Origin of the sequence: Aliarcobacter skirrowii CCUG 10374 (assembly GCF_003544835.1) — a bacterium.
Taxonomy (GTDB): Bacteria; Campylobacterota; Campylobacteria; order Campylobacterales; family Arcobacteraceae; genus Aliarcobacter; species Aliarcobacter skirrowii.
The window spans coordinates 981,760-1,006,235 of sequence record NZ_CP032099.1; the positions used below are offsets into that span (position 1 = coordinate 981,760).

At 27.9% G+C, this 24,476-nt stretch carries 24 protein-coding genes and 2 tRNA genes; 10 read left to right on the forward strand and 16 right to left on the reverse strand.

From position 1 onward, the window contains the following. Window positions 1-12 precede the first annotated feature (12 nt). Both ASKIR_RS05135 and ASKIR_RS05140 read left to right on the forward strand, forming a co-directional pair. Window positions 13-1,068: a CsgG/HfaB family protein gene (locus ASKIR_RS05135; protein WP_115588365.1), complete on the forward strand. Its 1,056-nt coding sequence runs from the start codon at window positions 13-15 to the stop codon at window positions 1,066-1,068. Next, complete coding sequence (locus tag ASKIR_RS05140; protein ID WP_115588364.1) at window positions 1,069-2,028, forward strand: LPP20 family lipoprotein; 960 nt, start codon at window positions 1,069-1,071, stop codon at window positions 2,026-2,028. Between the two features lie 6 nt (window positions 2,029-2,034). Here the strand turns inward: ASKIR_RS05140 and ASKIR_RS05145 are convergent. After that, window positions 2,035-2,111, reverse strand: a tRNA-Met gene (locus ASKIR_RS05145). Between the two features lie 9 nt (window positions 2,112-2,120). Continuing rightward, a tRNA-Gln gene (locus tag ASKIR_RS05150) sits at window positions 2,121-2,195 on the reverse strand. Window positions 2,196-2,301: 106 nt separating this feature from the next. On the opposite strand from ASKIR_RS05150, the gene ASKIR_RS05155 reads away from it, so the two are divergent. After that, on the forward strand, window positions 2,302-3,333 hold the full coding sequence (locus tag ASKIR_RS05155) for a bifunctional 3,4-dihydroxy-2-butanone 4-phosphate synthase/GTP cyclohydrolase II (RefSeq protein ID WP_066161295.1): 1,032 nt from the start codon (window positions 2,302-2,304) through the stop codon (window positions 3,331-3,333). 55 nt (window positions 3,334-3,388) lie between these two features. On the opposite strand, the gene pckA is transcribed toward ASKIR_RS05155, so the two are convergent. The 3 genes from pckA to ASKIR_RS05170 all read right to left on the reverse strand — a co-directional run bounded on the left by pckA (window position 3,389) and on the right by ASKIR_RS05170 (window position 7,063). Beyond that, on the reverse strand, window positions 3,389-4,966 hold the full coding sequence (pckA, locus tag ASKIR_RS05160) for a phosphoenolpyruvate carboxykinase (ATP) (protein ID WP_066161294.1): 1,578 nt from the start codon (window positions 4,964-4,966) through the stop codon (window positions 3,389-3,391). Between the two features lie 63 nt (window positions 4,967-5,029). Next, window positions 5,030-6,838 carry a biotin/lipoyl-containing protein gene (locus ASKIR_RS05165; RefSeq protein ID WP_118868767.1) on the reverse strand — a complete coding sequence of 603 codons (1,809 nt, stop codon included), beginning with the start codon at window positions 6,836-6,838 and terminating at the stop codon, window positions 5,030-5,032. 6 nt (window positions 6,839-6,844) lie between these two features. Further along, window positions 6,845-7,063, reverse strand: a complete 219-nt coding sequence (locus ASKIR_RS05170) for an OadG family protein (RefSeq protein ID WP_170256942.1) — start codon at window positions 7,061-7,063, stop codon at window positions 6,845-6,847. 182 nt (window positions 7,064-7,245) lie between these two features. Between ASKIR_RS05170 and ASKIR_RS05175 the strand changes: the two genes are divergently transcribed. After that, complete coding sequence (locus ASKIR_RS05175; RefSeq protein ID WP_115588362.1) at window positions 7,246-7,902, forward strand: S24 family peptidase; 657 nt, start codon at window positions 7,246-7,248, stop codon at window positions 7,900-7,902. On the opposite strand, the gene ASKIR_RS05180 is transcribed toward ASKIR_RS05175, so the two are convergent. Genes ASKIR_RS05180 through mobB form a run of 5 tightly spaced genes read right to left on the reverse strand, consistent with a single transcriptional unit; the run spans window position 7,899 to window position 12,417 of the window. Continuing rightward, window positions 7,899-8,903: a peptidoglycan synthetase gene (locus tag ASKIR_RS05180; RefSeq protein WP_115588361.1), complete on the reverse strand. Its 1,005-nt coding sequence runs from the start codon at window positions 8,901-8,903 to the stop codon at window positions 7,899-7,901. The two genes, ASKIR_RS05175 and ASKIR_RS05180, sit on opposite strands and share 4 nt — an antisense overlap. Beyond that, complete coding sequence (gene metG, locus ASKIR_RS05185) at window positions 8,903-10,870, reverse strand: methionine--tRNA ligase (RefSeq protein ID WP_115588360.1); 1,968 nt, start codon at window positions 10,868-10,870, stop codon at window positions 8,903-8,905. Before metG ends, ASKIR_RS05180 begins: the two co-directional genes overlap by 1 nt. Before the next feature lie 13 nt (window positions 10,871-10,883). Beyond that, entirely contained in the window at window positions 10,884-11,093 is a 210-nt protein-coding gene (locus tag ASKIR_RS05190; RefSeq protein ID WP_336376872.1) for a hypothetical protein, read from the reverse strand. Next, window positions 11,077-11,919, reverse strand: a complete 843-nt coding sequence (locus ASKIR_RS05195) for a class 1 fructose-bisphosphatase (RefSeq protein ID WP_115588358.1) — start codon at window positions 11,917-11,919, stop codon at window positions 11,077-11,079. Before ASKIR_RS05195 ends, ASKIR_RS05190 begins: the two co-directional genes overlap by 17 nt. Then, window positions 11,920-12,417, reverse strand: coding sequence for a molybdopterin-guanine dinucleotide biosynthesis protein B (gene mobB / locus ASKIR_RS05200; protein ID WP_115588357.1), 498 nt, complete (start codon window positions 12,415-12,417; stop codon window positions 11,920-11,922). Between the two features lie 87 nt (window positions 12,418-12,504). Here mobB and ASKIR_RS05205 point away from each other — a divergent pair, with 87 nt between their 5' ends. Beyond that, window positions 12,505-12,981 (forward strand): hypothetical protein, encoded by a 477-nt coding sequence (locus tag ASKIR_RS05205; protein ID WP_066161286.1) that lies wholly within the window; start codon window positions 12,505-12,507, stop codon window positions 12,979-12,981. Here ASKIR_RS05205 and ASKIR_RS05210 read toward each other — a convergent pair. The 6 genes from ASKIR_RS05210 to bamA form a co-directional block, all read right to left on the reverse strand. After that, the gene (locus tag ASKIR_RS05210; RefSeq protein ID WP_066408536.1) at window positions 12,950-14,596 is read right to left on the reverse strand and encodes a lytic transglycosylase domain-containing protein; all 1,647 of its coding nucleotides are present in this window, start codon (window positions 14,594-14,596) and stop codon (window positions 12,950-12,952) included. The two genes, ASKIR_RS05205 and ASKIR_RS05210, sit on opposite strands and share 32 nt — an antisense overlap. A gap of 1 nt (window position 14,597) precedes the next feature. Then, window positions 14,598-14,873, reverse strand: coding sequence for a YggT family protein (locus ASKIR_RS05215; RefSeq protein WP_066351304.1), 276 nt, complete (start codon window positions 14,871-14,873; stop codon window positions 14,598-14,600). Then, the gene (gene gltX / locus ASKIR_RS05220) at window positions 14,870-16,171 is read right to left on the reverse strand and encodes a glutamate--tRNA ligase (RefSeq protein ID WP_115588356.1); all 1,302 of its coding nucleotides are present in this window, start codon (window positions 16,169-16,171) and stop codon (window positions 14,870-14,872) included. Before gltX ends, ASKIR_RS05215 begins: the two co-directional genes overlap by 4 nt. A gap of 4 nt (window positions 16,172-16,175) precedes the next feature. Continuing rightward, the gene (locus ASKIR_RS05225; RefSeq protein ID WP_115588355.1) at window positions 16,176-17,414 is read right to left on the reverse strand and encodes a M16 family metallopeptidase; all 1,239 of its coding nucleotides are present in this window, start codon (window positions 17,412-17,414) and stop codon (window positions 16,176-16,178) included. Between the two features lie 61 nt (window positions 17,415-17,475). After that, window positions 17,476-18,537 carry a dehypoxanthine futalosine cyclase gene (locus ASKIR_RS05230; RefSeq protein ID WP_066351297.1) on the reverse strand — a complete coding sequence of 354 codons (1,062 nt, stop codon included), beginning with the start codon at window positions 18,535-18,537 and terminating at the stop codon, window positions 17,476-17,478. 1 nt (window position 18,538) lies between these two features. Further along, window positions 18,539-20,779 (reverse strand): outer membrane protein assembly factor BamA, encoded by a 2,241-nt coding sequence (gene bamA, locus ASKIR_RS05235; protein WP_066351295.1) that lies wholly within the window; start codon window positions 20,777-20,779, stop codon window positions 18,539-18,541. A 105-nt stretch (window positions 20,780-20,884) separates the two neighbouring features. Between bamA and ASKIR_RS05240 the strand changes: the two genes are divergently transcribed. The 5 genes from ASKIR_RS05240 to ASKIR_RS05255 all read left to right on the forward strand — a co-directional run bounded on the left by ASKIR_RS05240 (window position 20,885) and on the right by ASKIR_RS05255 (window position 24,470). Beyond that, complete coding sequence (locus ASKIR_RS05240) at window positions 20,885-21,715, forward strand: prephenate dehydrogenase (protein ID WP_066351293.1); 831 nt, start codon at window positions 20,885-20,887, stop codon at window positions 21,713-21,715. A 2-nt stretch (window positions 21,716-21,717) separates the two neighbouring features. Continuing rightward, complete coding sequence (locus ASKIR_RS10415; protein ID WP_257122393.1) at window positions 21,718-21,843, forward strand: SRPBCC family protein; 126 nt, start codon at window positions 21,718-21,720, stop codon at window positions 21,841-21,843. A gap of 60 nt (window positions 21,844-21,903) precedes the next feature. Then, window positions 21,904-22,380, forward strand: coding sequence for a glutathione peroxidase (locus ASKIR_RS05245; RefSeq protein ID WP_066351328.1), 477 nt, complete (start codon window positions 21,904-21,906; stop codon window positions 22,378-22,380). Window positions 22,381-22,467: 87 nt separating this feature from the next. Continuing rightward, the gene (locus ASKIR_RS05250) at window positions 22,468-23,226 is read left to right on the forward strand and encodes an SDR family NAD(P)-dependent oxidoreductase (protein ID WP_066351292.1); all 759 of its coding nucleotides are present in this window, start codon (window positions 22,468-22,470) and stop codon (window positions 23,224-23,226) included. After that, window positions 23,223-24,470 (forward strand): MFS transporter, encoded by a 1,248-nt coding sequence (locus tag ASKIR_RS05255; RefSeq protein ID WP_066351290.1) that lies wholly within the window; start codon window positions 23,223-23,225, stop codon window positions 24,468-24,470. The genes ASKIR_RS05250 and ASKIR_RS05255 overlap by 4 nt, the downstream gene beginning before the upstream one ends. Window positions 24,471-24,476 lie beyond the last annotated feature (6 nt).

The following is a 24,476-nucleotide window of genomic DNA, read 5'->3' on the forward strand; positions in this document are numbered from 1 at the left end:
ATTTAAAAACATATGAGAAACTTACTATTATTAATTGCTTTTGCATTTTTATTTGCTGGATGTAGCCAAAAAGTTTTAATTGAGACTACAAAACCAGCAAAACTTGATAGAGCAGCATCTAAAAAGAAGATTGCTGTTATGGATTTCAATAAAGATACAGTTCATTTAGGTGGAAAAATAGAGTCTGCTTTAAATAGCACTATGGTAAACAATGAGCATTTTTTTACTATTGTAAATAGAAATGCTATTGATACAATTTTAAAAGAGCAAAAATTTCAATACTCTGGACTTGCTAGCACTAAAGACAATGTGAAAATTGGAGAACTTTTAGGTGCTCAAGCACTTATTATCGGAAAAGTAAATACAGGTGAAAATGAAAGTTATGTAAGAGAACAAAGAACTAGATGCTCTTATACAGATAGCAAAGGTAAATGTATGGGTTATACAACTTACTATGTTACTTGTAATCTATACAAATACTCTTTAGGTGCAAACTTATCTATGGTTGATGTTGAAAGAGGAGATTTAATCTACTCAAATAACTATATTAAATCAAAAGATTATAAAGAGTGTCCTCAAGAGAATGATATTGTAAGTTTAGGGCTTAGTTTACTTGAAGATAAAAGACCTGAAAAAAATGTTGTTTATGACAGAATGGCAGATGAAGTAGTAAAAGAGTTTTTACCAAATATTGCTCCAACAACTCATAAATTCTATGTTGTAGTTTTAGATAGTCCAGAAATTAGTTATACAAAAGAGCAAACAGCTAAACTTGAAGCTGCTTTAGAGTATTTAAAACATAGTAGAACTGATAGAGCTGAAGAGATTTTAAGTGATTTATTAACATCAACAAATGATAAATGTTTTGTTGCAGCATATGATCTTGGTGTTATAAAAGAGGCTAAGGGTGAATTAGAAAATGCAAAACAACTTTATAATTTAGCTGATAGATTAACTCTAAAACCAAATAAAACTATAAATGAAGCAATAGTTAGAATAAATGAAGCGATTAATGATCAAAATAGATTAAATAATCAAGCTTCAAAAACAAAAGGTAAGAAAAAATAGATGAAAAAGTCAATTATTTTTTTAATAATTGCACTATTTTTAGTTTCTTGTTCAAAAACAAATCCACAGCCTCAGCAAGAGGCTACTGGATATCCAAATTGGTATTTAAATCCTACACCAAATGGTATGATATATCTTTATGGAGTAGGAGAGGGTAGAAATTTGAATGAAGCTACAAAAAGTGCTTTGGAAAATCTCTCTTCGAGACTTTTAGTTACAGTAAAATCAAATACAACAATATCAGAAAAATCATATAGAGACTTTAGAGAATACGCAAGTAGTACTACAACTTCTGAAATAAATAGCCAAACAGCAGAGCTTGGATTAAAAAATTACAAGGTTGATTATAGTGTTTATTATGGTGGAAAGAATTTAGTGCAAGTAAGTATAAAAAGAGATGATTTGATTCAAACTCTAAAAAATGATATTGAAGCACTCTATAGTGAACTTGATTTTGTAAAAAAACAGTCTGATGATACTTTAAATTTATATTTAAAAGAGCAAGAGCTTTTAGATAAGTTTTATGCAAGTTCAAACAAAGCTCAAGTACTTGATTCATTAGGATATGATAGTAAGTTTATTTCAAAAACAAACTCTCTAAGAAATGAAGTAAATAGCTTGAAAAATAGAACAACTTTCTATATAAGTTCAGATTTTGAGTCTTCAAAATATAAAAACATATTTAAAGATAGTCTTATAAAAAGAGGATTTAAAGTTTTAAATAGTGGTGGGCTTTATGAGTTAAATCTAAGCTCAGAAGTTTCAAGAAAATCTCCACAAGGATTTTATATAGTTGAAAATATATTAAGTGCAACTCTGCTTGATGCTAGTAAACATGAAGTTAAAACAAATGTTATTGAGTTAAAGGGTGCTAGTTCAAGAAATTATGAAGATGCAGGATTAAACTCTATTAAAGAGCTAAAAGAGCTTCAAGAAGAAGAAAATATACTACCATTTTAAGCTTGTTGGTTGCGGAAACAGGATTTGAACCTGTGACCTTCGGGTTATGAGCCCGACGAGCTACCTAGCTGCTCTATTCCGCGATTTAAAAGTGGATGGGGTAGAAGGATTCGAACCTTCGAATGACGGTACCAAAAACCGTTGCCTTACCGCTTGGCGATACCCCAAGAAGAACAGAAATTGTACCAAAAAATCGATGTTGTGTCAAGTTTTTATATTAGATTTTACTTATTTTGATATAATTTGCAAAAATTTAAATGAAGAGAAAATAATATGGATGCAATAACAAGAGTAAAAGAAGCAATAGAAGAGATAAAAAAAGGCAATATGGTAATTATGCTTGATGATGAAGATAGAGAAAATGAAGGAGATTTAGTATATTCAGCAGCATTAAGTACGCCTGAACTTGTAAACTTTATGGTAACTCACGCCAAAGGTTTAGTTTGTGTTAGTGTTCCTTTTGAAACAGCTAAACGACTTGAACTAAATCCAATGGTAACATCAAACACATCTTCTTATGAGACAGCATTTACAGTATCTGTTGATGATGCAAATGCAGCAACAGGAATTAGTGCAATAGAAAGAGACAATACAATAAAAATTTTAGCAAATCCAATATCAAAAGCTACAGAGCTTGTAAGACCAGGACATATATTTCCACTTATTGCAAAAGATGGTGGAGTATTAGTTAGAACAGGTCATACAGAAGGAAGTGTTGATTTATGTAAGTTAGCTGGATTAAAAGGTGAAGCTGTTATTTGTGAAATTTTAAAAGAAGATGGAACAATGGCTAGAAGAGATGATTTAGATATTTTTGCAGCTAAACATAATTTAAAACAGATATATATATCAGATTTAGTTGAATATAGACTTGCAAATGAAACTTTAGTTTGTGAAGTTTCTAGCTCAAATATCGAATTTTTTGGTAAAGAAGCTATTAAAAAAGAGTTTAAAGACCATCTTGAAAATATTCATACAGTTATTCTTTTTGGAAAAGAAGAAGATGTAAATCATGTAAAATTTCATACAATAAGACCTGATATTAAAATATTTTTAAATGACCATAAATTAAACTCTATGTTAAAAACTATCAACTTTTTACAAGCAAAGGGTGGAGTTTTGATATTTTTAAATAACTCAAATAAAAATCAAGAATTAGAAAAAAACTATGGAATAGGGGCTCAAATACTAAACTCTTTAAAAATTAAAAAAATTAAGCTAATGACAAGTGGAGGAAAACACTCTTTTGTAGGACTTCAAGGTTTTGGTTTGGAGATTTTAGAAGAGATACAAATAGAGGGATAAAAAACCTTCTATTGTATGTTTCAATAAAGAGGTTTAAAAACCCCTTTATTTTTTATTATAACTGTGGTCCAGCAGCTGTAAAATCATATTCACTTTCAAGTGTTAAATACTTTTTAAAGTTTTCTATATACATCTCTGCTAATTTTCTTTTTGCTTTGTCATACTCAAGTGGATCTGACCATGTATATCTAGGAGTTAATACATGAGTATCTACACCTTTTAGAGTTTTTGGAATTTTTAAATTAAATATAGTCATATTTTGGAACTCTGAATCATTTATAGAACCATCTAAAATAGCATTAATACAAGCTCTAGTGTTTTTTATACTCATTCTTTTTCCAACACCATAAGGACCACCTGTCCAACCTGTATTTACTAAATATACATTTACATTATGCTCATCTATTTTTTTACCTAAAAGTTCAGCATAAACTGTAGGATTTAAAGGTAAGAAAGCCTCTCCAAAACATGAAGAGAATGTTGCGATTGGCTCAGTAATTCCTCTTTCAGTTCCAGCAACTTTTGCAGTATAACCACTTAAAAAGTAGTACATGGCTTGTTGTTTATCAAGTTTTGCAACTGGAGGTAAAACACCAAAAGCATCAGCACATAGGAATATGATATTTTTTGGATGACCACCTCTCATTGTTGGAGCATGATTTTCAATATGTTCAATTGGATAAGAGACTCTAGTATTTTCTGTTTTTGATTTATCAGAGTAATCTACAACTCCATTCTCATCCGCAACAATATTTTCTAAAATAGCACCCTTTTTAATAGCACCAAAAATTTCAGGCTCACTATCTGGATCAAGATTGATTACTTTTGCGTAACAACCACCCTCAAAGTTAAATACACCTTTATCATCCCAACCATGCTCATCATCACCAATTAAAGCTCTGTTTGGATCTGTTGAAAGTGTAGTTTTTCCTGTTCCACTAAGTCCAAAAAATAGTGCTGTATCACCATCTTTTCCAATATTAGCAGAGCAGTGCATTGGAAGTTTTCCTTCTAATGGAAGCCAGTAGTTCATCATAGAGAAGACACCTTTTTTCATCTCACCAGCGTACCAAGTACCACCAATAATAGCTTGATTCTCTTCCACATTAAATATAACATAAACTTCAGAGTGTAAACCATGACTTACATAAGACATATCTACTGTTTTACATGCATTATAGATTGTAAAATCAGGTTTAAAGTTTTCAAGCTCTTCTTGTGTTGGAAGAATAAACATATTTTGAATAAAATGAGCTTGCCAAGCAACTTCAGTTACAAATCTAACAGCTCTTCTTGAATCTAGTGAAGAACCACAGTAAACATCTGTTATAAAAATATCTTTATTGCTAAGTTGTTTTTTTGAAAGTTTTAATAAATCTTCATATACATCTTTAGAAACTTTTCTATTAATATCACCCCAAGCTATATATTTATTTGATGGGTCTTGATTAACAAAGAATTTATCTTTTGGACTTCTACCAGTAAAAATACCAGTATCAATCATCAAAGCACCAGTTGAAGATATTTTAGCACCCTCATTTTTAACCGCAAAATCAATTAAAAAATCAATATCTGAATTCCTAAATATAGTACCAACGTTTTCTAAACCTAATGAGTCTTTAATATTAGACATAACTTATATTCCTATTCTAATTTTTAATGAGAAATTTTATCCAAAAAAAGATAAAACTTTCTTTTATGCTATAACCGCTAAAACTTGACCTTCATCAACCGCTTTTGATGGTTCTGTAAGGATTTTACTAATAGTTCCATTTGCAGTTGCAACGACATCGATTTCCATTTTCATAGCCTCTAAAATCATTATTTGTTGATTTTTTTGAACTACATCCCCCTCTTTTACAAGAATTTTCCATACATTTCCATTTACAGGAGCTGTAACTTCATTTCCAGAATAAGTAGGTTTTGAAGTCACTACTTCAGTTTTTTGAACAGTTTGTTGTTGAACAGCAGGTTGAGCTACTTGAATGTTTTGAACATTGCCATCAAAAACAGATACATTAAATCTTTGACCATCTACAACAACTGTATAGTTACCATTTGACATTTTTTCTCCTTTTTTACTAGATTCATCTTTTGTTGAATTTTTTCTAACATTTAAAGGAGCTTCTCCTTTTAAATATGTAATACCCTTTTCATCACAAGCAGCAGCAATAAAAATATTCTCTTCAGTTGCTTCTATACCTTCAATCTCTAATCTTTGTTTCCAAACACTAACTCTTTTTTTAGGATCAGCATCAGCAATATCCAAAGGATTTAGTGTTGTTGGTTCTAGTTTTAGTTTTTCACTTGCTAATTTAATAATCTCTTTATCAGCAGGAACTGGAGTTTTACCAAAATATCCTAAAACCATTCTTCCATAACCTGGAGCTATTTGTTTCCAAGGTCCAAACATAACATTTGCATATGCTTGTTGCCAATAAAATTGAGATACAGGAGTTACGCTTGTACCAAATCCACCTTTTACAACTACTTCTTGCATAGCTTTAATAACTTCAGGGAATTTATCAAGTGTTCCATTGTCTCTCATCATTTGAGTGTTTGCAGTTAGTGCACCACCTGGCATTGGTGAGAATGGTATAAGAGGTGAAACTTGAGTAGCTTCAGGTGGAAGGAAGTAATCTTTTAAACAATCTGCAAGTACTTCTTCATATTTTAGAATCTTATCAATTTCTAATCCACCTAAATCATAGTTCATACCTTTAGTTGCATGAAGCATTGTAAGAATATCAGGTTGGCTTGTTCCTCCACTTACTGGCGATGCAGCTAAATCAATACCATCAGCACCAGCTTCAAGTGCTGCAAGATAACAAGCAACTGAAACTCCAGCTGTTTCGTGAGTATGAAGTCTAATATGAGTAGAATCACCTAAAAGTTTTCTAGCCATCTTAATTGTTTCAAAAATTTTATTTGGACTACTTGTTCCACTTGCATCTTTAAAACAAATAGAGTCAAATGGTAATCCACTATCTAAAATATTTCTTAGAGTCTTTTCATAAAAAGGAACATCATGAGCACCTGTGCAGTTTGGTGGCAAATCCATAAGTGTTACAACAGCTTCATGTTTTAATCCATGATTTTTAATACATTGAGCACTATATTCAAGATTTTGAACATCATTTAATGCATCAAAATTTCTAATAGTTGTTGTTCCATGTTTTGCAAATAGTTTTGCGTGAAGATCAATTAATTCTCTACTTCCAGTATCAAGCATAACTGTATTAATACCTCGAGCTAGAGTCTGTAAGTTTGCATCAGGACCAACAATAGCTCTAAATTTATCCATCATTTCAAATGCATTTTCATTTAGATAAAAAAACAGAGATTGAAATCTAGCCCCTCCACCAAATTCAAAGTGAGTTATTCCAGCATCTCTTGCAGCTTCAACAGCTGGAAAGAAGTCATTCATTAAAACTCTTCCTCCAAAAACAGATTGAAATCCATCTCTGAAAGTTGTATCCATAATATCTATGTATTTTTTTGCCATTAAATTTTAACCTTTATTATTGTGATGTTTTATTGCAGCTACAATAGCAGCTACTTTTTTTGAATCAATTCCATAAGAGTTTTGTGGAATTTGTGAGATTACATTGTTGTAAACTATATTTTGAGGAGCAATAGTTTTTGGTTTTGGGAAAAACTCAACAAAAGTTACACCTTTTGCTTTTAATAAAAATCCAATAATTAATAAAGAAGTAGAAATTATCCCCATAATTATAAAAAAGCCTTCAATCAAGGTTAGCATATTGTCTCCCAATGAATTAAAATTAAAACGAAATAATATAGAAATTAAGCTTTATATATAGTTACAAAAGTACAAAATTGTAAAAAAAGTGTATTGATAAATCTAACATTTTGTAATATAATGTCAAAATCATTTCAAAAAGGAATAAAATGTTTAATATAGAAGATATAATTTTAAAATTAAAATCAATACTTATAGAAGATAGCAAAGGTAAAAAGATTTTCGATAAAGAGGTAGCTGAAGCTTTAGATTTAACTCAAGCGAACTTTGCAACTATGAAAAATAGAGGAAAAATTCCATATTCAAATATTTTGAATTTTTGTGCAAAAAGAAAAATCTCAATTAATTGGCTTTTATATAATCAAAGTCCAAACTCTTTAATAGATAGTACTGATAAATATTTTGTTAAATATTATCCAAGTATTAGAGTAAGTGCTGGAGGAGGAGCTTATGATGATGAAGATTCATTTGAAAGTTTAGAACTTCCTACATATTTTTTAGATATTTTAGGTGGAGAGGATAAACTTAAAAATATAGATGCTATAAATGTAGTTGGAGACTCAATGGAGCCAACTTTAAACTCAAATAATATTATTTTTATAGATAAAACAAAAAATGATATTAGTAAAGATGGAATATATGCTTTTACAACTCCTTATGGTCTTTTTGTAAAAAGAGTTCAAAAAAGAGTTGATGGAAAGCTTGATATTATTTCAGATAATAAAGATTATCCAATTCAAATTTTAGATAAAAATGATATAACAATCTTAGGAAAAGTTATTAGTAGTTTTGGGAAAGTTTACTAAAACAAAGATGGTATGTTTTTTGATTTTGAAAAATAATCAAGAACATCACTATTTTTAAAACCAACTATATAAGCACAGTTAAATATATTTTTATTTAAAACACTCTTTAGCTCATCTATTGATTTAATAATAATTTGATCTTTTTCATCTAAAAAATCTAATTTTTTATTAGTAATATATATTGTTTTTGCATATTTATAATACTCTTTTATAAACTTTATCTCATATTCAACCAAAGATATATCATCTTGAGAAATTAAAAAAGTATCACTTTTTCCAAATTCAATTACTTTTAGATTTTTATCTAAAAATAGAGCTTTTAAGTTTTTAAAATTACTAAGCTTTGATAAATCTAAATCAATATCTTTAAAAAATTCTAAACAGTTTATTAAGCTTTTTATATATAAAGCTGCAATTTTAACTCTTGAAAAATATCTACTTTTATAGGAGAAGCTTAGTTCAAATAGTGAATGAATAGTTAAATTTTTTATAGATAACTTATCAATATCTTTTTCAAATATCTTAAATTGGCTAAAAATAGTGTTTAATACTCTTTCATTTTTTGAAATAACAATGCTGTCATCATCTATAATATCAATAAATTTAAAGATTTTTTCTAAACTATTTGGAAGTATAAAAACTTTTTTATTAAACATATTTCCAAATAGTGATTTTAAAAGTTCATAACTAATTGTATTGCACAAAAAAGCATCAACTTTTTTATTTGCAAGTTTAAATCTAAATATTTTTAAAATAGCAAGTTCTAAACTATCTACTTTTATAAATGCAACTTCAGAATCAATAGCTTTAAAATCATCTTCAAAAATAATAGCATAAGCTCCATTTTCAATTGCAATTTCAATAGAGTTAAAATCTTTTGCTATAAATAAATCAGCAGTTTTTACCTTTGAAGCATCTGTTTTTATACTATTAATAGAAGATATAGCAACTTTATTTAAAAGTTCACCGTTTACTATATCTATTATTGAAGAGATTTTCACTAGCTTATTTTTGTTCCAATTTTTTTAGGTTTTTCAGGTCTTATAAGACTTAAACCACTCTCATCTTTAGCTGCAAGTAACATACCTTCACTTAAAAGTCCCATTAATTTTGCAGGTTTTAAATTTGCAACAACACAAGCTTGAGTTCCTATTAACTCTTGAACACTATAATACTCTTTAATTCCAGCAACAACTTGTCTAGGGCGATTTTCACCTAAATCAACTTTTAGTTGTAGAAGTTTTGATGATTTTGGAACCTCTTGCGCTTCAATTATTGTTCCAACTTTTATTGTTGTTTCAAAAAATTTATCAATTGTTATTAGATTTATTCCATCTAAATTTAGTGGTTCTAACTCCTCTTTTGCTTCATATTTACTCTCATCTTTTTGTAAAACAGTAACATCTGAAACATCTGGTTGAGCCAATTTAACATCCTCTATTCTTGGGAATAGGGCATCTATTTTTGTAATTTTAATATCATCTAAAAGCTCTTTATTTACAATTAGTTTATTAAAGTTTGATGTTGATATTTCAAGACCCAAACAAGTTGCTATATCTTTGATTTTATGAGGCATAACACAATCTAATAATAAAGCTGCTTTTGCCATGATATTTGATATTAATGCAACTAAAGCCATAGCTTCATCATTTTTACCATCTTTTATTAAATTCCATGGTTCATAATCATTTATAGCTTTATTTCCAATAGTTAAAATCTTCCAAATCTCTTCAAGATATCTATTTATTTGCATATTATAAATATATTGTTCTAGTGAATCTATAATAATATTTATCTCATCAATCTCTTTTTTATGAAATTTAAGAACATCTTTTGAGCTAACATTAAAATCAAAATATTTTCCACTCATTCCTATAATTCTATTTAGTAAATTTCCTAAATCATTTCCTAAATCAGAGTTTATTCTATCAATTAATGCTTTTTGTGAAAAATCTCCATCTTGACCAAATGGAACCTCTCTTAAAAGGAAATATCTAAATGCATCAAGTCCATAAGCATCTGCTACCTCTTTAGGATTTACTACATTTCCTTTTGATTTACTCATTTTTTCACCATCTCTAGTCCACCAACCGTGAGCTGCAATATGTTTTGGTAGAGGAAGTTCTAAACTCATTAAAAATGCTGGCCAATAAATAGCGTGGAATCTTAAAATATCTTTTCCAACTAAGTGAATATTTGCAGGCCAAAAATTCATATTTTTTTCAGTCGTTCCATATCCTAAAGCTGTTGTGTAGTTTAATAAAGCATCAAGCCAAACATACATAACATGTTTTGGTTCATTCATAGAAATTGGTAGCTTAACTCCCCAATCAAAAGAGGTTCTAGAGATTGATAAATCTTTTAAACCATTTTTTACAAAGTTTACAATCTCATTTTTCTTTGCTCTTGGTAAAATGCAATCAGGATTATCTTCATACCATTTTAAAAGTCTATCTTCATATTTAGATAACTTAAAAAAGTAACTCTCCTCTTTTACAACTATTGTAGCTCTTCCACACTCTGGACAAAACTGCTCATCTACAAGGTTTGATTCAGTATGAAAAGTTTCGCAAGGTACACAATAAAAACCTTCATACTCATCTTTGTAAATATCGCCTTTTTCATACATCTTTAAAAATGCATGTTGAACACCAGCTTTATGATCTTCATCTGTTGTTCTAATAAATTTATCATAAGATATGTCAAAATCATCCCAAAGCGCTCTAAATTTTCCAGATACTTCATCAGCATACTCTTTTGCCGTTTTTCCTCTAGCTTCTGCGCTTTGAGCAATCTTTTGTCCATGCTCATCAGTTCCTGTTAGTAAATATGTGTTATGACCAACTAATCTTGAATATCTAGCTAACATATCAGCAATTATTGTTGTATATGCATGACCTATATGGGCTACATCATTTACATAATAAATTGGAGTTGTAATATAAACATTTTTACACTCTTTTTGCATTTTTTACCTTCTTTTAAAATTCAAATCCACCGCTTGAGCCTTTATTCATAGACTCATAAACAGCAAGTACATACTTTTTTCTAAGTTCACAATCAAAAAACTCATTACAAGGTTTGCAAGAGTTTAAACCATTTTTATTTTGACAAGAGTTAAGCTCTTGAAGCGTATCCTCTAATCTTTGTTCCCAAATATCCAATACTTTTTCTTCAGACATTTTTTCCATAAACTTCTAAAACTCTTTTTATCTCATTTTGTGAACCAAAAAAGCAAGGAGTTGTGTCGTGAATATGAGAAGTTTCAATTTCTAAAACTCTTTTATATCCATCAACAGCAGCTCCTCCAGCTTTTTCATACACAAGAGCAAATGGGAAAACTTCAAATAGTTGTCTTAATTTTCCTTTTGGTTTATCACTAGTTCCTGGATATGAAAATAGTCCTCCACCTTTTAATAAAATTTGGTGAAGATCAGGAACCATACCACCACTATATCTTAATCTATATCCATCATTAAAAATATCATCAATTAACTGTTTATGAAATGGTGCCCAGCAGTTTTGAGTAGAACCAGGAGCATTAAGTTTTCCTTTTTCATTAAGTTTAATATTTTGAATAAATTTAAACTCACCATTTAAAAGTCTGTACATTTTAACATCATTTGTAGTTACAACCATCTCAACTCTTGGACCAAAAACTACATAAACAGAAGCAACTATATTTTTTGCATTGAACTCATTTTTATAAATACCATAAATAGAACCAACACTTAAATTTACATCAACCAATGATGAACCATCAAGTGGATCATAAGCTATTAGATACTCTCCATCTTTATTTAAGTTTAAAATCTCATCTTGCTCTTCACTGACAATTGCTTTAATATTTGGAACTTTTGAGAAAATCTCTTCAATTATCTGATCACTTTGAATATCAAGTTTTAATTGAACATCTCCTGTACTATTTTCGCTTTGAGATTTTCCTGTATCTCCTGTCTCTATTAAATATTTTATTTTTATAGAAGCCTCTTGTATAGCTTTAATTATCTCTTGCATCTAAACCCTTTTTGCATTTTTATCTATCCAGTTTATTATCTCTTCTGGATTATTTAAATCTAAAATATCAAGACTTTTTGGAATATTATTTTTATTTATAGTTTCATCAATAGCAATTGCATTTGAAACATTAAAATAACTCTCATCAAGACTATTTCTAAAAACAGAGATTCTAGGAAGTTCTAAAGTTTTTAAACCTTCAACCAAAAGATAGTCAAAATCTTCAAAAATATCTATTAGTTCATCTATAGTTGAACTCTCTTTTTTAAAAATAGTTGTTTTATTTGGACTAACAACTGCAACATTTGCACCTGTTTGAGAGAATTTAAATGAGTCTTTACCCTCTCTATCAAACATCGCTTTATCTTTTGGATCGTGTTTTATAATACACACCTTAAAATTACTATCCTGCAAAATACTTGCAACTTTAACAATAGCTGTTGTTTTACCACTATTTGATGGACCTGAAAATGCTACTACTAATCTTTTTTTATTCATGAAAGCAATTTTATCTAAATGATTGTTAAAAATATATTTTAAAGTGATTATAATGTATAATCTTTGCTTTAAAAAATAGGAAAAATTATGAAAAAAAGTCTACTTATATTTATAATCCCATTTGTTTTTGTAGCTTGTGGTGAAAAAAATAGTGCATTGAGGTTTTTTGACAAGAGTGAAAATGAGATAAATGCAATTAAAAATACAAAAAAATCTGATATTGTTTTAAGAAATGAAGTTGAAATTATATTTATGGCAACTCATCTAAATAAAGTTGATGAAAAGATAGATGACAGTGAAGATATTTTTTTGGTTTATACATATTTTACAGCTCTTGAAGAGCAAGATTATAGAAAAAATGGTTATGAAGTTTTATTAAATGGACAAACTCCAAAAAGTGTTGAGCTTTTAGATAAGGATGGTAAAAAATATGATGAGTTTATGTTAAAAAACTCTTGGGGACAATATTTTTTAATCTCTTTTAATAACAAAGAGGAAGTTTCAAAACTAAAATTAGTTTTAAAACCAAAAACTACTGAGGCTGTTTTAAATTTTGAAAAATAGTTGATAGTGAAATTTTATTTTCACTATTTAAGTAGTTATTGTATATATAAAAGTTTGCTAAAACTCTTTTTCCATACTCTTTTGTCTCTTGATATGAAATCATCTCCATACTTAAAAATGGCTCATACTTATTTGTTTTTGTAAAAAGACCTTTTTTTAGTTGATTTTTTGTATATCCAGCTCCTCCATTATATGCATATGCCACAAATAAAGGGTTGCTGTCAAACTGTTTTATTAAATTATCTAGATGAAAACTAGCATATTTTAAATTTTTTTCTGGAATAAATTGTTCGTAAATATTGTATGGTTCTTTTAATCTTCTTGCAATATCTTCAGATAAAAATGGCATTATTTGCATAATTCCTTGAGCTCCAGCAACTGAAATAGCAGATGGAATAAAACGACTCTCTTGTCTTGCTATTGCATAAATTAAAAGCTCTTTAAAAATTCCTTGCTCTTTTATAATATCTCTATATGGAGTTAAAAAATATTGAGTTTTAAAGTTATCATATCTTTCTAAAATATATGCAAGGTGAGTTTTTGTCTCTTTTGTATCTAAAATATCATAATATTTTGCAAGTTTCTCTTCATTTAACTCAGATCTTACATCATTATTAATATCAAACCAAGCAAAACTATCATAAATATTAAAACTAGAACTATTTTTATTTGTATCTAATGAATATATAATATTTGTTGGATATTTATTTAAAATCTCTTTTGCATACAAAGAGTATAGATTTGTATCATAACTATTTGCCAACTCTTCTAAATAATTTTTATCATCACTTGTTAAATAGAGCCAAAATAGGGCATTATCTTTTTGACTTCTTAAAAATGATTTTTTATATGATATTTTAAAAAAATTGTTTGCAAGTTTACTATTATTATGATTTACCTCATTAATTCCAAGTAAAAATGAGTTATATGCTGTAAGATTTTGGTTTTGATTTAAAATATAAAGTGATTTTTGGATATTTTTATATTCGTTATTGAAAATTACAACTCTTAAAAATTTATCAAAATCTCTATCTAAAACAATATTTTCTAAAAGTTCTTTGGTTAATTTTCTATTAAAATATTTAAGTCTATCTTGACCATTTGTTGCAAAGAAAAACTCTATAAATTTATTATGTTTATTAACCGAAAGCTCTTTAAAAATATTTTTTGAAGCCAATATTTGAAGATTTTCTTTTAAATTCTCATCTTTAACTTTTGGAATTAAATAGTGTAACTCTTTTTTTGATAATTTAAATAGTTTGTTTACTGAATCTAAAGCTGTCTGTATGCAAGAGCTATCTTGTTTTATTAAAGTTTTAAAATCTGCATTTTTACAAAATTTTTCCTCTTCATTTAGCTCTTGTGCAAATTTTTGATTATATAATTTTTCTAAAGAGGCATTATAACCTCTTCTTAAATCATAGGCTTTTTGTGCTTCCTCTTTTGTAGTTGTATCATAGTTTAAAAATTGAACTATAAAAAAATCTCTCTCATTTGATTTTGGTTTATTTTCAAGCCACTCAAGTGTTACCTTGAAATCTTTTTCCATAAAATCGGCTGAAAACAAAGATGAGAATAGAGCAAAAACTAAAAATATTTTAAATACTATAGACATATCAACCTAGTAGTAATTTTTGTAAAAAAGTCTCTAAAAAGATTAATGCAAAAATTAAAATTAAAGGTGCTAAGTCTAGTCCCCCAAAAGTTGTTGGAATATATTGTCTAATTTTTGCATAAACAGGTTCTGTTAATCTATAAAGCATTTGAACTATTGGATTATAAGGGTCTGGTCTAACCCATGTTAAAAGTGCTGAAATAATTACAATCCACTTATATAAAAATATAATTGTAAAAAATATAGTTAAAAATGAGCCAATAAGTGCATCTATCATTTTATAATCTCTCCTAAATAGTTTTTAATAAATGGGTAAATATCTGATAAATTTGGACCATTTTCAACACCTGTTAAGATATATCTTAATGGTTTAAATAGATTTTTACCCTTTAGTTCTGTTTTTTGAACAACATAATCTTTTAAATCATCATAATTCTCAAAATATGGTGCATCTTTTAATGCATCTTTAATTTTTTGACACTCACTTTCAAAACCTTCTAGTGAAGTTTTATGACTAAAAATATCGTCAAGTTTTGATTTTATCTCTTTTATTGTACTTGTCTCTTCTAAATATAGTTTTGCTAATTTTCCTATATCATTATCTGCAAATCCTAAAATTTTTGATAATCTCATCTCATCAAGCATCTCTAAATGTTTTCTATTTATAAATCTTAGTTTATCAATATCAAATTTAGCACTACTTTTTGAGATGTTTTCTATTTTAAACCAAGAAATAGCCTCTTCAAGAGTAAAAATCTCTGTTGGAGTTTTATTTCCTATAAGTACAAGATAGTTTGCAATAGCACTTGGTAGGAAACCTTGTTCAATTAGCCACTTTACACTACTTGCATCATCTCTTTTGCTCATTTTTTTGCCTGTGCTTGCATTTAATATGATTGGCAAATGTACATAATCTATTTTTTTTGTATATCCCAAAGAGTCTCTTATGTGTATCTGTTTTGGAGTATTTGAAACATGGTCTTCTCCTCTTATTACAATACTTATATCCATTAACATATCATCAACACTACAAGCATAATTATAAGTTGGAGTTTTATCTTGTCTTAAAATAATAAAACTATCAACATCAAATGGTGCATAATCAAAATCACCTTTTAAAAGGTCAGTAAATTTTATATTATGATCTGGTTTTTTTAATCTTACTGTAAAAGGTGCATTAAAATTTAAAACAGTCTCATCGCTTAAATTTTCACAAAATCCATCATATCTAAAAGGAATACCTTTTTTAATACTCTCTTCTTTTAACTCTTCAAGCTTCTCATCACTACAAAAACAAGCAAAAGCTTTTTTTTGAGTCATAAGTTGTAAGGCCATCTTTTGATGATACTTTAGATTGTCACTTTGATAAAAAACAGATTTATACTCTATTGAAAAAAGATTTAGAATCTCTAAAATCTCTTTATCTTTTCCCTCAATATTTCTCTCTTTATCAGTATCTTCAATTCTAATTATTAAACCTTCATCTCTTTGTTTTGATACTATATAGTTAAATATTGCAACTCGCAAATTTCCTATATGCATATCTCCTGTTGGGCTTGGTGCAAATCTTAGCATAAAATTATTTCCTTACAATAAAAAATGTTAAATTATTTAATTCACTATGAGATTTTATATAATTATTTAAATCCTCTAGTTTTAGATTTTGTATCTTCTCTAGCTCTATTTTTGGATAATCAAGACTTAAACCTCTAAAATCAAGCATAAATGCTCTATTTAATCTTTGAGCTAAAGTTTCACTTCTAAGAGGTTCACTTCCACTTAAAAAGTTTTTAGCAGCTTGCAACTCCTCTTGTGTAACACCATTTTTTACAAAATCTTTTACCAAAGATTTAACTATCTCAACTGCTTCGTTTGAGCTTTCGTTTTTTGTTTGTAAATAACCATTAAAGCTTGAATACGCTCTATTTATTGAAATTGATGAGTAAGCACTATATGCTAAACCTCTTTTTACTCTTATCTCTTCCATGAGTCTGCTTCCAAAACCACTTCCACCCAATATAAATGAAGCTACTTTTGCTTTATAGTTATCTTCATCTTTAGAAGATGCATTAAAGTTTGAACCAAAGTAGATATAAGCTTGTTCTGTCTCTTTTATAATCTCTTCTTTTTGATTTTTTGAAACAAAATCAATTTTTAAGCTAGGCTCTTTTTTTCCAACTTTTAAATCTTTTAATATAGGAGTTAATTTTTTTTCTAACTCTTCAAAGCTAATATCTCCACCTGCAACTATAGTTAAGTTATTTAAAGTTAAGCTATTTTCTAAAAAAATCTCTACATCTTTTAAATCTATTTTTGAGATTGACTCAGGCGTTCCACTAGCTGGATTTGCAAGTGCTGTTCCTTTGTAAAGTAGGGCATTTAAGCCTTTACTTGCCATATCATCAAAATCATTCTCTTTTCTTTTTAAACTTCCAATAGCTAAAGTTTTAACTTTTTCTAAAGCTTCAGCTGTTAAATTTGGAGCTTTTAAAAGTTTACTTAATAAGTTTATTGCTAAATCGTTTTTCTCTTTTAAACTAGATAGTTCTAAAACTAAAGTTTCAAATCCAATTGAGCTGTGAAGAGTAATTGCATTTTCATCTAATATTTCTGCAAATTTTGTTGATTTTAAATCCATACTTCCTTCGTTTAAAACTCTTGAAGATAAAGATGCAACTCCAATATTTGAATTATCTTTTGAAAAACCACTATTTTTAAAAATTAGTTGTAGATTTAAAATAGGAAGAGATTTCTGCTCTTCAAAAATTACAGGGATAATTACTCCATTTACATTTATATCTTTTTTTATCACTGCCATTAATGTTCCTTGAAAAATTAAAAATATTATAAAAAATCTTAAAAATAATTTTCGCATTGTACTAAAATCTCTCTAAAATATTGTATGCCGTGTCTCTTTTTGCTGGTATTTCTTTAATATCTTTGATTAGTCTAATCATCTCATCTTGATTCATTCTATTAACTGCACCTGCTGCTTTTACAACATTCTCTTCCATCATAGTGCTTCCTAAATCATTTGCACCAAACTTTAGTGCCATTTGACCAATATATGAGCCTTGTGTAACCCAAGAGCTTTGAAGATTTTTAAAGTTATCTAAATATAATCTAGCAACTGCTAGAAGTCTTAAGTATCTATTTGGAGATTGAGGTTTTATATCTGGATACTCTTCTAGTAGTTTTGTATTCTCTCCTTGAAAACTCCACATAATAAATGCTCTAAATCCACCTGTTTTATCTTGAAGTTTTCTAATATGTTCAAAATGTTCAACTATCTCTTCATCTGTTTCAACTGTTCCAAACATCATAGTTGCAGTTGTTTTCATTCCAATAGAGTGCGCATCTTCATGAACTTTTAGCCATTCAGCAGTATCAAGTTTCTTAGGTGCAATAATATCTCTTACTCTATCGCTTAAAATCTCAGCTCCAGCTCCTGGAACAGAGCTTAAGCCTTTTGCTTGAAGTCTTTTTAAGACCTCAAGTTTTGATATTTTTGAAACTCTTGCTATAAAATCAATCTCAATAGATGAAAAGCCATGAATTGTAATTTGAGGATATTTTTTACTAATATGTTCAACTAAATCTTCATAATAATCAATTTTTAAATTTGGATGAACTCCACCTTGAAATAGTATTTGAGTTCCACCAATCTCTAATAGTTCATCAATTTTTTTATCAATCTCATCAAATTTTAAAACATAGCTATCATCATCTTTTTTGTGTCTATAAAATGCACAAAATTTGCAATCAACCCAGCAAACATTTGTATAATTTATATTTCTATCAACTATAAAAGTAGTTAATTTTTCAGGATGAAGTTCAAGTTTTTTTGCACTTGCTAGCTTTGCTAATTCTAAAAGAGGAGCATTTTTAATTAAATAAAGTGCCTCTTGGTTTGTTAATCTTTTACTAAAATCTATTTTCATATTAAAAAGTCGCTCCAAAAGAGAATTCAAAAGATGATGTATCATCACCTTCTTCTTTCATAAGTGGTTTAGAGAATATTAACTGTAATGGTCCCATAGGAGAGATCCACTCAAGTAAAATTCCAGTTCCAGCTCTTTTTATTTCACTAAAACTATCTTTCCCAATCATTCCATAATCATAAAATGCTCCCCATCTCATCTTTGCACTCTTTATTAAAGGAAAACTAATTTCAGCACTATTTGCCCACATTTTTGTATATGGATCTTGTCTATATCCATCATCATTTTTAGGAAATGCATAAGATTTATATCCTCTTAAAGTTCTAGGACCTCCAAGATATAAAGAGTCTCCTTGATTTATTTGACCGTTATCTATTAAAACTCTAGCTTGAGTTTTTAATCTTATTACCCAATCAAGTTCAGTTAAATCTTCCAAAGAGTAGTAGTATCTTATAATTGTACTTGGTTTTACATATTTTGAATCTCCACCAACTCCAGCATACTCAACAGAAGCATTGGCTCTAAATCCTTGTGTTGGAAAGTAGTAGTCGTTTGTATTATCAAAGTTTATATAAGGAGTAATTGAACTATTTATATAATCAGCATCTTGAAATCTTTTATCTTCTGGAACGCTACTATCATAATTTGTATAGCTCTCTTTTATAAAATCTAAACTATAAGTAGCTCCAACATAAGTATTTCTAACAACCTCTTTACCAAGACCCAAAGATAAACCAGTTGATTTTAAATCTTCATCATATCTTGATTTTCTAATCTCATAATCTTTTCTATAGATAGAGATTTGTCCATTGTAGTCACTATCATTAATAGATGGATTACTTAAACTTAAATCATAAACGCTAGATCTACTTGATAAATCAGCACTTAAAGCAAGTCTTAATCCACTTCCAAATATATTTGAATCACTAATTGAACCATTTATCATAAATTTATCATAAGAGCCATATCCACCACCAAGCATTAAGCTTCCAGTTGGTGCTTCTACAACTTTTACAATTAAGTCCATTTTATCTTCACTAACTCTTTTCTCTTCTAAAATTACATCTTCAAAAAAGCCTGTTCTTCTTAATCTATTTTTAGAGTCATTTATATCTGTTAAACTATATAATTCAGTAGGTGCTAATAGTACATTTCTTCTAATAACTCTATCAAGAGTTCTTGTGTTTCCTGAAATTTTAACATCATTTATATAAACTTTTTTACCTGGAATTACATTAAAAATTACATCAACTCTATGAGTAATTTCATCTTTTTTTAGATCAAATAAAACTTCAGCATAAGCATAACCCTTATCTGCAACTTTGGTTCTAATATACTCTTGATCTCTTCTTAGTTGAGCGATATTAAATATTTTCTCTTTTTTTAATCTTAAATTTTTATATAAATCTTCTGGATCAACAATAGTTGAGTCTATAAATATTTTAATATCACTTGTAGTGTATGGTTCACCTTCAGTTATAAAAAAGTTCATATTTGCTTGATTTGATGCAAAATCTATACTCATATATGGCTCTTGAACTATTGCATCTAAAAAACCTCTTTCAAAATATAAATCATTCATTCTTCTTGAGTCATACTTTAGTTGATCAATTTTAAGTTCACCACTACTTCTTCCAAACCACCAAGAAGCCCACTGTTTCTCTTTATTTGCAGTTACAGTGTTAAACTCCTCTTGAGTTAGTTGTTTTGCACCATAGTAGTTTGCATCTTTAATTATAATCTCATCACCTTTATTTACATTGATTATAATGCTTAGTGACTCTTCATTTAATTTCTCTATATCAACTTCAACAACAGAGTTTATAAAACCTTCAGATTCAAGAATAGATAAAAGTGTTTTTTTTGCCTCGTCTATCTTTTTTTCGCTATACATAGAACCTTTGTTTAGTTTAATTAATTTAATTATTGCATCTTTCTCTTCACTTCTTGTTTTATAACCTTTTATATCAACTTTAGCAATAGATGGTTTCTCTTTGAAAACAAATTTAATATCACCATTTTTATCCTCTATATAAATATCATCAAAATAGTCAAAACTAAAAAGTTTTTTTAAAGCAATATTTAACTTTTTTTCGTCAAGCTTATCACCAGCTTTAATATCAACTGTTTCATTTAAACTTTGTTGTGATAATCTGCTAACACCTTCATACTCAATAGATTTTACTACTTCAGCTTCAATAAACCCAAGACTTAATCCAAATAAAAATAGATATCTTTTCAAAAAAATCCTTTAAAAAATAAAGCAATAATATATCCAAATATTGTTTACATAAATCTAAAGTAGGGTATAATTTGCTCTATTTAAAGAAATATAAGGATATAGATTTTGAAGATTGGAATTATTGGATTAGGACTTATGGGTGGATCTTTTGCAAAAGCTGTAAAAAGATATGGTATTGCATCAAAAGTATATGGTTTTACAAATAGCCAAAAAAACAGAAAAGAGATAGAAGAGCTAGGGCTTGTTGATGAATTGGTTGATTTAAATACTTTAAAAGATATTTGTGATGTAATAATTTTATCAATTCCAGTAGATGCAATTATATCTATGTTTCCAAGCTTTATTGATATAAAAAAAGATACAACAATTATTGATATGGGTTCAACAAAAGAGTATATTATAAAAAATATACCACCACAAATAAGAGAGAATTTTATAGCAGCACATCCAATGACTGGAACTGAAAAATCTGGACCAAAAGCTGCAATTGATAACCTATATGAAGGAAAAACTGTAGTTTTTTGTGATTTAGAGGCAAATGCAAATAAACATGTAAATAGAGCATTTAAGATTTTTCAAGAAATTGGTATGAGAATTGTGGTTATGGATAGCCATGAACACGATATAAATGCTTGTTACATATCACATCTACCTCATATTATCTCTTTTTCTCTTGCAAATACAGTAATGAGTCATCAAAATCCAAAAGAGATAATTGCTCTTGCAGCTGGTGGATTTAAAGATATGAGTAGAATTGCAAAATCAAGTCCAATAATGTGGAAGGATATATTTAAACAAAATAGACAAAACCTTCTTGAATCTATAAAATCTTTTGAAAATCAACTATCTTGTGCTAAAAAAATGATTGAAAATGAAGATTATGAAGAGCTTGAAGAGTGGATGAAAAAAGCAAACACTTTACATGAGATACTATAAATATGCAAACATTTGAAAAAACTACTTTAATAGATTGTAGTGCAAAAGAGCTATTTGATTTTCATCTTGATACAAATAATATTAAACTAATAACTCCAAAACATACAAAAGTGGAGCTATTGGATTAAGATATGAGATTTATTTTGGGACTTTTTTTGTTTATAACAACTTTATTAGGAGATGAAAATATGAGTATATATGATATTGAAGTAAAAGATATAGATGGTAAAGTTTTTACTATGAAAAAGTATGAAAATAGAGTAATGTTAATTGTAAATGTTGCTAGTAAATGTGGTTTTACAAACCAATATGAGGGTTTAGAGGAGTTACATAAAAAATATTTTGATAGAGGATTATCAGTTTTAGGTTTTCCTTGTAATCAGTTTTTATCACAAGAACCAGGAACAGAAGAGCAGATTAAAGAGTTTTGCTCATTAACTTATGGTGTAGAGTTTGAAATGTTTAGTAAAATTGATGTAAATGGAGAGAATGCTCACCCTTTATATAAATTTTTAAAAGAGAGTTCAAAAGGAGTTTTAGGAACAGAGGCTATAAAATGGAATTTTACAAAATTTTTAGTTGATAAAAATGGTAAAGTGGTAAAAAGATATGCTCCTAGTACAAAACCAAGTGATATTGAAAAAGATATTTTAGATTTACTATAAAAGTTAAATATATTTACCAATTAACATATTAGTAATACAAAAAAACTTTATTCTGTAATAAACTACTCAAAATTTATAAGGGTTTTTATGAAACAAAAAGTTTGGATTGTTGGTGCTAATGGTGCAATTGGTTTTGAGCTTGTTAAAATATATTTAAAAAATGGTTTTAAAGTAGTTGCAAGCTCAAGAGATATTGAAAATTCAAAAGATTTTTTGAACTTAAAAAGTGAATACAAAACAGATTTGAAGCTTTTAAATATAGATGTTTTAGATGAACAAACTTCTAAAGTGGTTGCTCATGAAGCTTTTAATAATTTCAATGGGCTTGATATCTGTTTTTATAATGCTGCTGTTTATGAATCTATGAGTTATGAAGAGTGGGATATAACAAATTTTGAATCTATGATAAATACAAATTATCTTGGAGCAATTAGAGTTTTAAAACCAATAATTAGCCATCTTGAGAATCAATCAAATCCTTCAAAAATAGTTTTAAATTGTAGTTTGGCTAGTTATTTTGGATTGCCTTATGGTGGAGCTTATAGTGCTTCAAAAGCAGCTTTATTAAATCTTGCACAATCAATTCAACCTGAATTAAAAAGAAAAAATATCCATCTTCAAGTTATAAATCATGGATTTGTAAAAAGCAGACTCACTTCTAAAAATGATTTTAAAATGCCTCAACTTATGCAGCCAGATTTTGCTGCTAAAAAGATATTTGAAGAGCTTAATAAATCTTATAGATTTGATATAACATTTCCACTATTTTTATCAAGCTTTTTAAAGTTTTTATCAATTTTACCATATAAAATCAGTCTAAAAATCACAAGTAAATTTCTAAAATGATCAAAAATAGTACGCTATTTTTTTATGGTATTTTAGGAGTTCCTATTGCCTTTTTAGGATTTCCTTTGTATATATATTTACCTCCTTTTTATGTTGAACACATAGGTTTAAATATTGGATTTGTTGGAGTTATTTTATTGTTTGCAAGATTAATAGATATGATAGCAGACCCATTTATTGGAAGATTTTGTGATATTTACGGTTCAAAACTTAAAATTATTTTAATATCATCTATTTTTTTACTTATCTCTTTATATTTTTTAATAAAACCGATCTTAAATAGCTATTTTTATCTATTTATTTTCTCAATTATCACTTATATTTCATATAGTTTTGTATTAATTCCATATTTAAGTTTAAATGCCATTTTAGGCAAAAATGAGTTTGATAATACAAAACTTGCTTTTTCAAGAGAGATTTTTATAATTTTTGGTGTTTTATTATCACTTTTACTTCCATATGTATTTTTAGTTTCAAGTGACTCAAAAAAGAGTTTAGAGCTTTTACTACTATTTGTTTTGATTATATTTCCAATAGCTTTAATAATCTTTTATAAAAAGCTTAAATCTTTAGAGATAAAAAGTGAAAATATAGCTCTTAACACTTTTTTTAAATCTTTAAAAACACTATTTAAAAATTATCCAAATCAAAAAACACTATTTTTTGCTTTTTTATTTAATAGCTTAGCAAATGCACTTCCAGCAACTCTTTTTTTGTTTTTTGTTAAATATATTTTGATTTTAGAAGAGCATACAGGACTATTTTTAATAATATATTTTTTAAGTGCAATTGTTGCTTTTCCTATATGGATAAAAATTTCAAAAAGAATATCAAAAAAATCAACTTGGATTTTATCTATTTGTGTTGCTATTGGTGCATTTATTTTTGTTTCTTTTTTAAATGAGGGTGATTTTTTCTTTTTTTCTATAATTTGTATGCTTACAGGAGCTTGTCTTGGTGCTGATATGGCTATTCCTTCTTCAATTCAAGCAGATGTTGCAAATTTTATAAAACAAAAAGAGGATTTAACTTCTGTTTTATTTGGTTTTTGGGCAATGATTACAAAACTATCTCTTGCTTTTGCTCTTGCAATATCATTTATAACTTTAGAGTTTACAGGTTTTGACAAACAAAACATAAACGAATATTCAATTTTTGCAATAATATTTTTATACTCAACTCTTCCAATAGTTTTTAAAATTTTTGCAATATTTTTTTTAAATAGATATGAAATGACAAAATGAGTGTAC

Coding starts and splice junctions, on each gene's coding strand:
- ASKIR_RS05135 (WP_115588365.1), top strand. CDS start 13: ATGAGAAACTTACTATTATTAATTGCTTTTGCATTTTTATTTGCTGGA.
- ASKIR_RS05140 (WP_115588364.1), top strand. CDS start 1,069: ATGAAAAAGTCAATTATTTTTTTAATAATTGCACTATTTTTAGTTTCT.
- ASKIR_RS05155 (WP_066161295.1), top strand. CDS start 2,302: ATGGATGCAATAACAAGAGTAAAAGAAGCAATAGAAGAGATAAAAAAA.
- pckA (WP_066161294.1), bottom strand. CDS start 4,966: ATGTCTAATATTAAAGACTCATTAGGTTTAGAAAACGTTGGTACTATA.
- ASKIR_RS05165 (WP_118868767.1), bottom strand. CDS start 6,838: ATGGCAAAAAAATACATAGATATTATGGATACAACTTTCAGAGATGGA.
- ASKIR_RS05170 (WP_170256942.1), bottom strand. CDS start 7,063: ATGGGGATAATTTCTACTTCTTTATTAATTATTGGATTTTTATTAAAA.
- ASKIR_RS05175 (WP_115588362.1), top strand. CDS start 7,246: ATGTTTAATATAGAAGATATAATTTTAAAATTAAAATCAATACTTATA.
- metG (WP_115588360.1), bottom strand. CDS start 10,870: ATGCAAAAAGAGTGTAAAAATGTTTATATTACAACTCCAATTTATTAT.
- ASKIR_RS05190 (WP_336376872.1), bottom strand. CDS start 11,093: ATGGAAAAAATGTCTGAAGAAAAAGTATTGGATATTTGGGAACAAAGA.
- ASKIR_RS05195 (WP_115588358.1), bottom strand. CDS start 11,919: ATGCAAGAGATAATTAAAGCTATACAAGAGGCTTCTATAAAAATAAAA.
- mobB (WP_115588357.1), bottom strand. CDS start 12,417: ATGAATAAAAAAAGATTAGTAGTAGCATTTTCAGGTCCATCAAATAGT.
- ASKIR_RS05205 (WP_066161286.1), top strand. CDS start 12,505: ATGAAAAAAAGTCTACTTATATTTATAATCCCATTTGTTTTTGTAGCT.
- ASKIR_RS05210 (WP_066408536.1), bottom strand. CDS start 14,596: ATGTCTATAGTATTTAAAATATTTTTAGTTTTTGCTCTATTCTCATCT.
- ASKIR_RS05215 (WP_066351304.1), bottom strand. CDS start 14,873: ATGATAGATGCACTTATTGGCTCATTTTTAACTATATTTTTTACAATT.
- gltX (WP_115588356.1), bottom strand. CDS start 16,171: ATGCTAAGATTTGCACCAAGCCCAACAGGAGATATGCATATAGGAAAT.
- ASKIR_RS05225 (WP_115588355.1), bottom strand. CDS start 17,414: ATGGCAGTGATAAAAAAAGATATAAATGTAAATGGAGTAATTATCCCT.
- ASKIR_RS05230 (WP_066351297.1), bottom strand. CDS start 18,537: ATGAAAATAGATTTTAGTAAAAGATTAACAAACCAAGAGGCACTTTAT.
- ASKIR_RS10415 (WP_257122393.1), top strand. CDS start 21,718: ATGCAAACATTTGAAAAAACTACTTTAATAGATTGTAGTGCAAAAGAG.
- ASKIR_RS05245 (WP_066351328.1), top strand. CDS start 21,904: ATGAGTATATATGATATTGAAGTAAAAGATATAGATGGTAAAGTTTTT.
- ASKIR_RS05250 (WP_066351292.1), top strand. CDS start 22,468: ATGAAACAAAAAGTTTGGATTGTTGGTGCTAATGGTGCAATTGGTTTT.
- ASKIR_RS05255 (WP_066351290.1), top strand. CDS start 23,223: ATGATCAAAAATAGTACGCTATTTTTTTATGGTATTTTAGGAGTTCCT.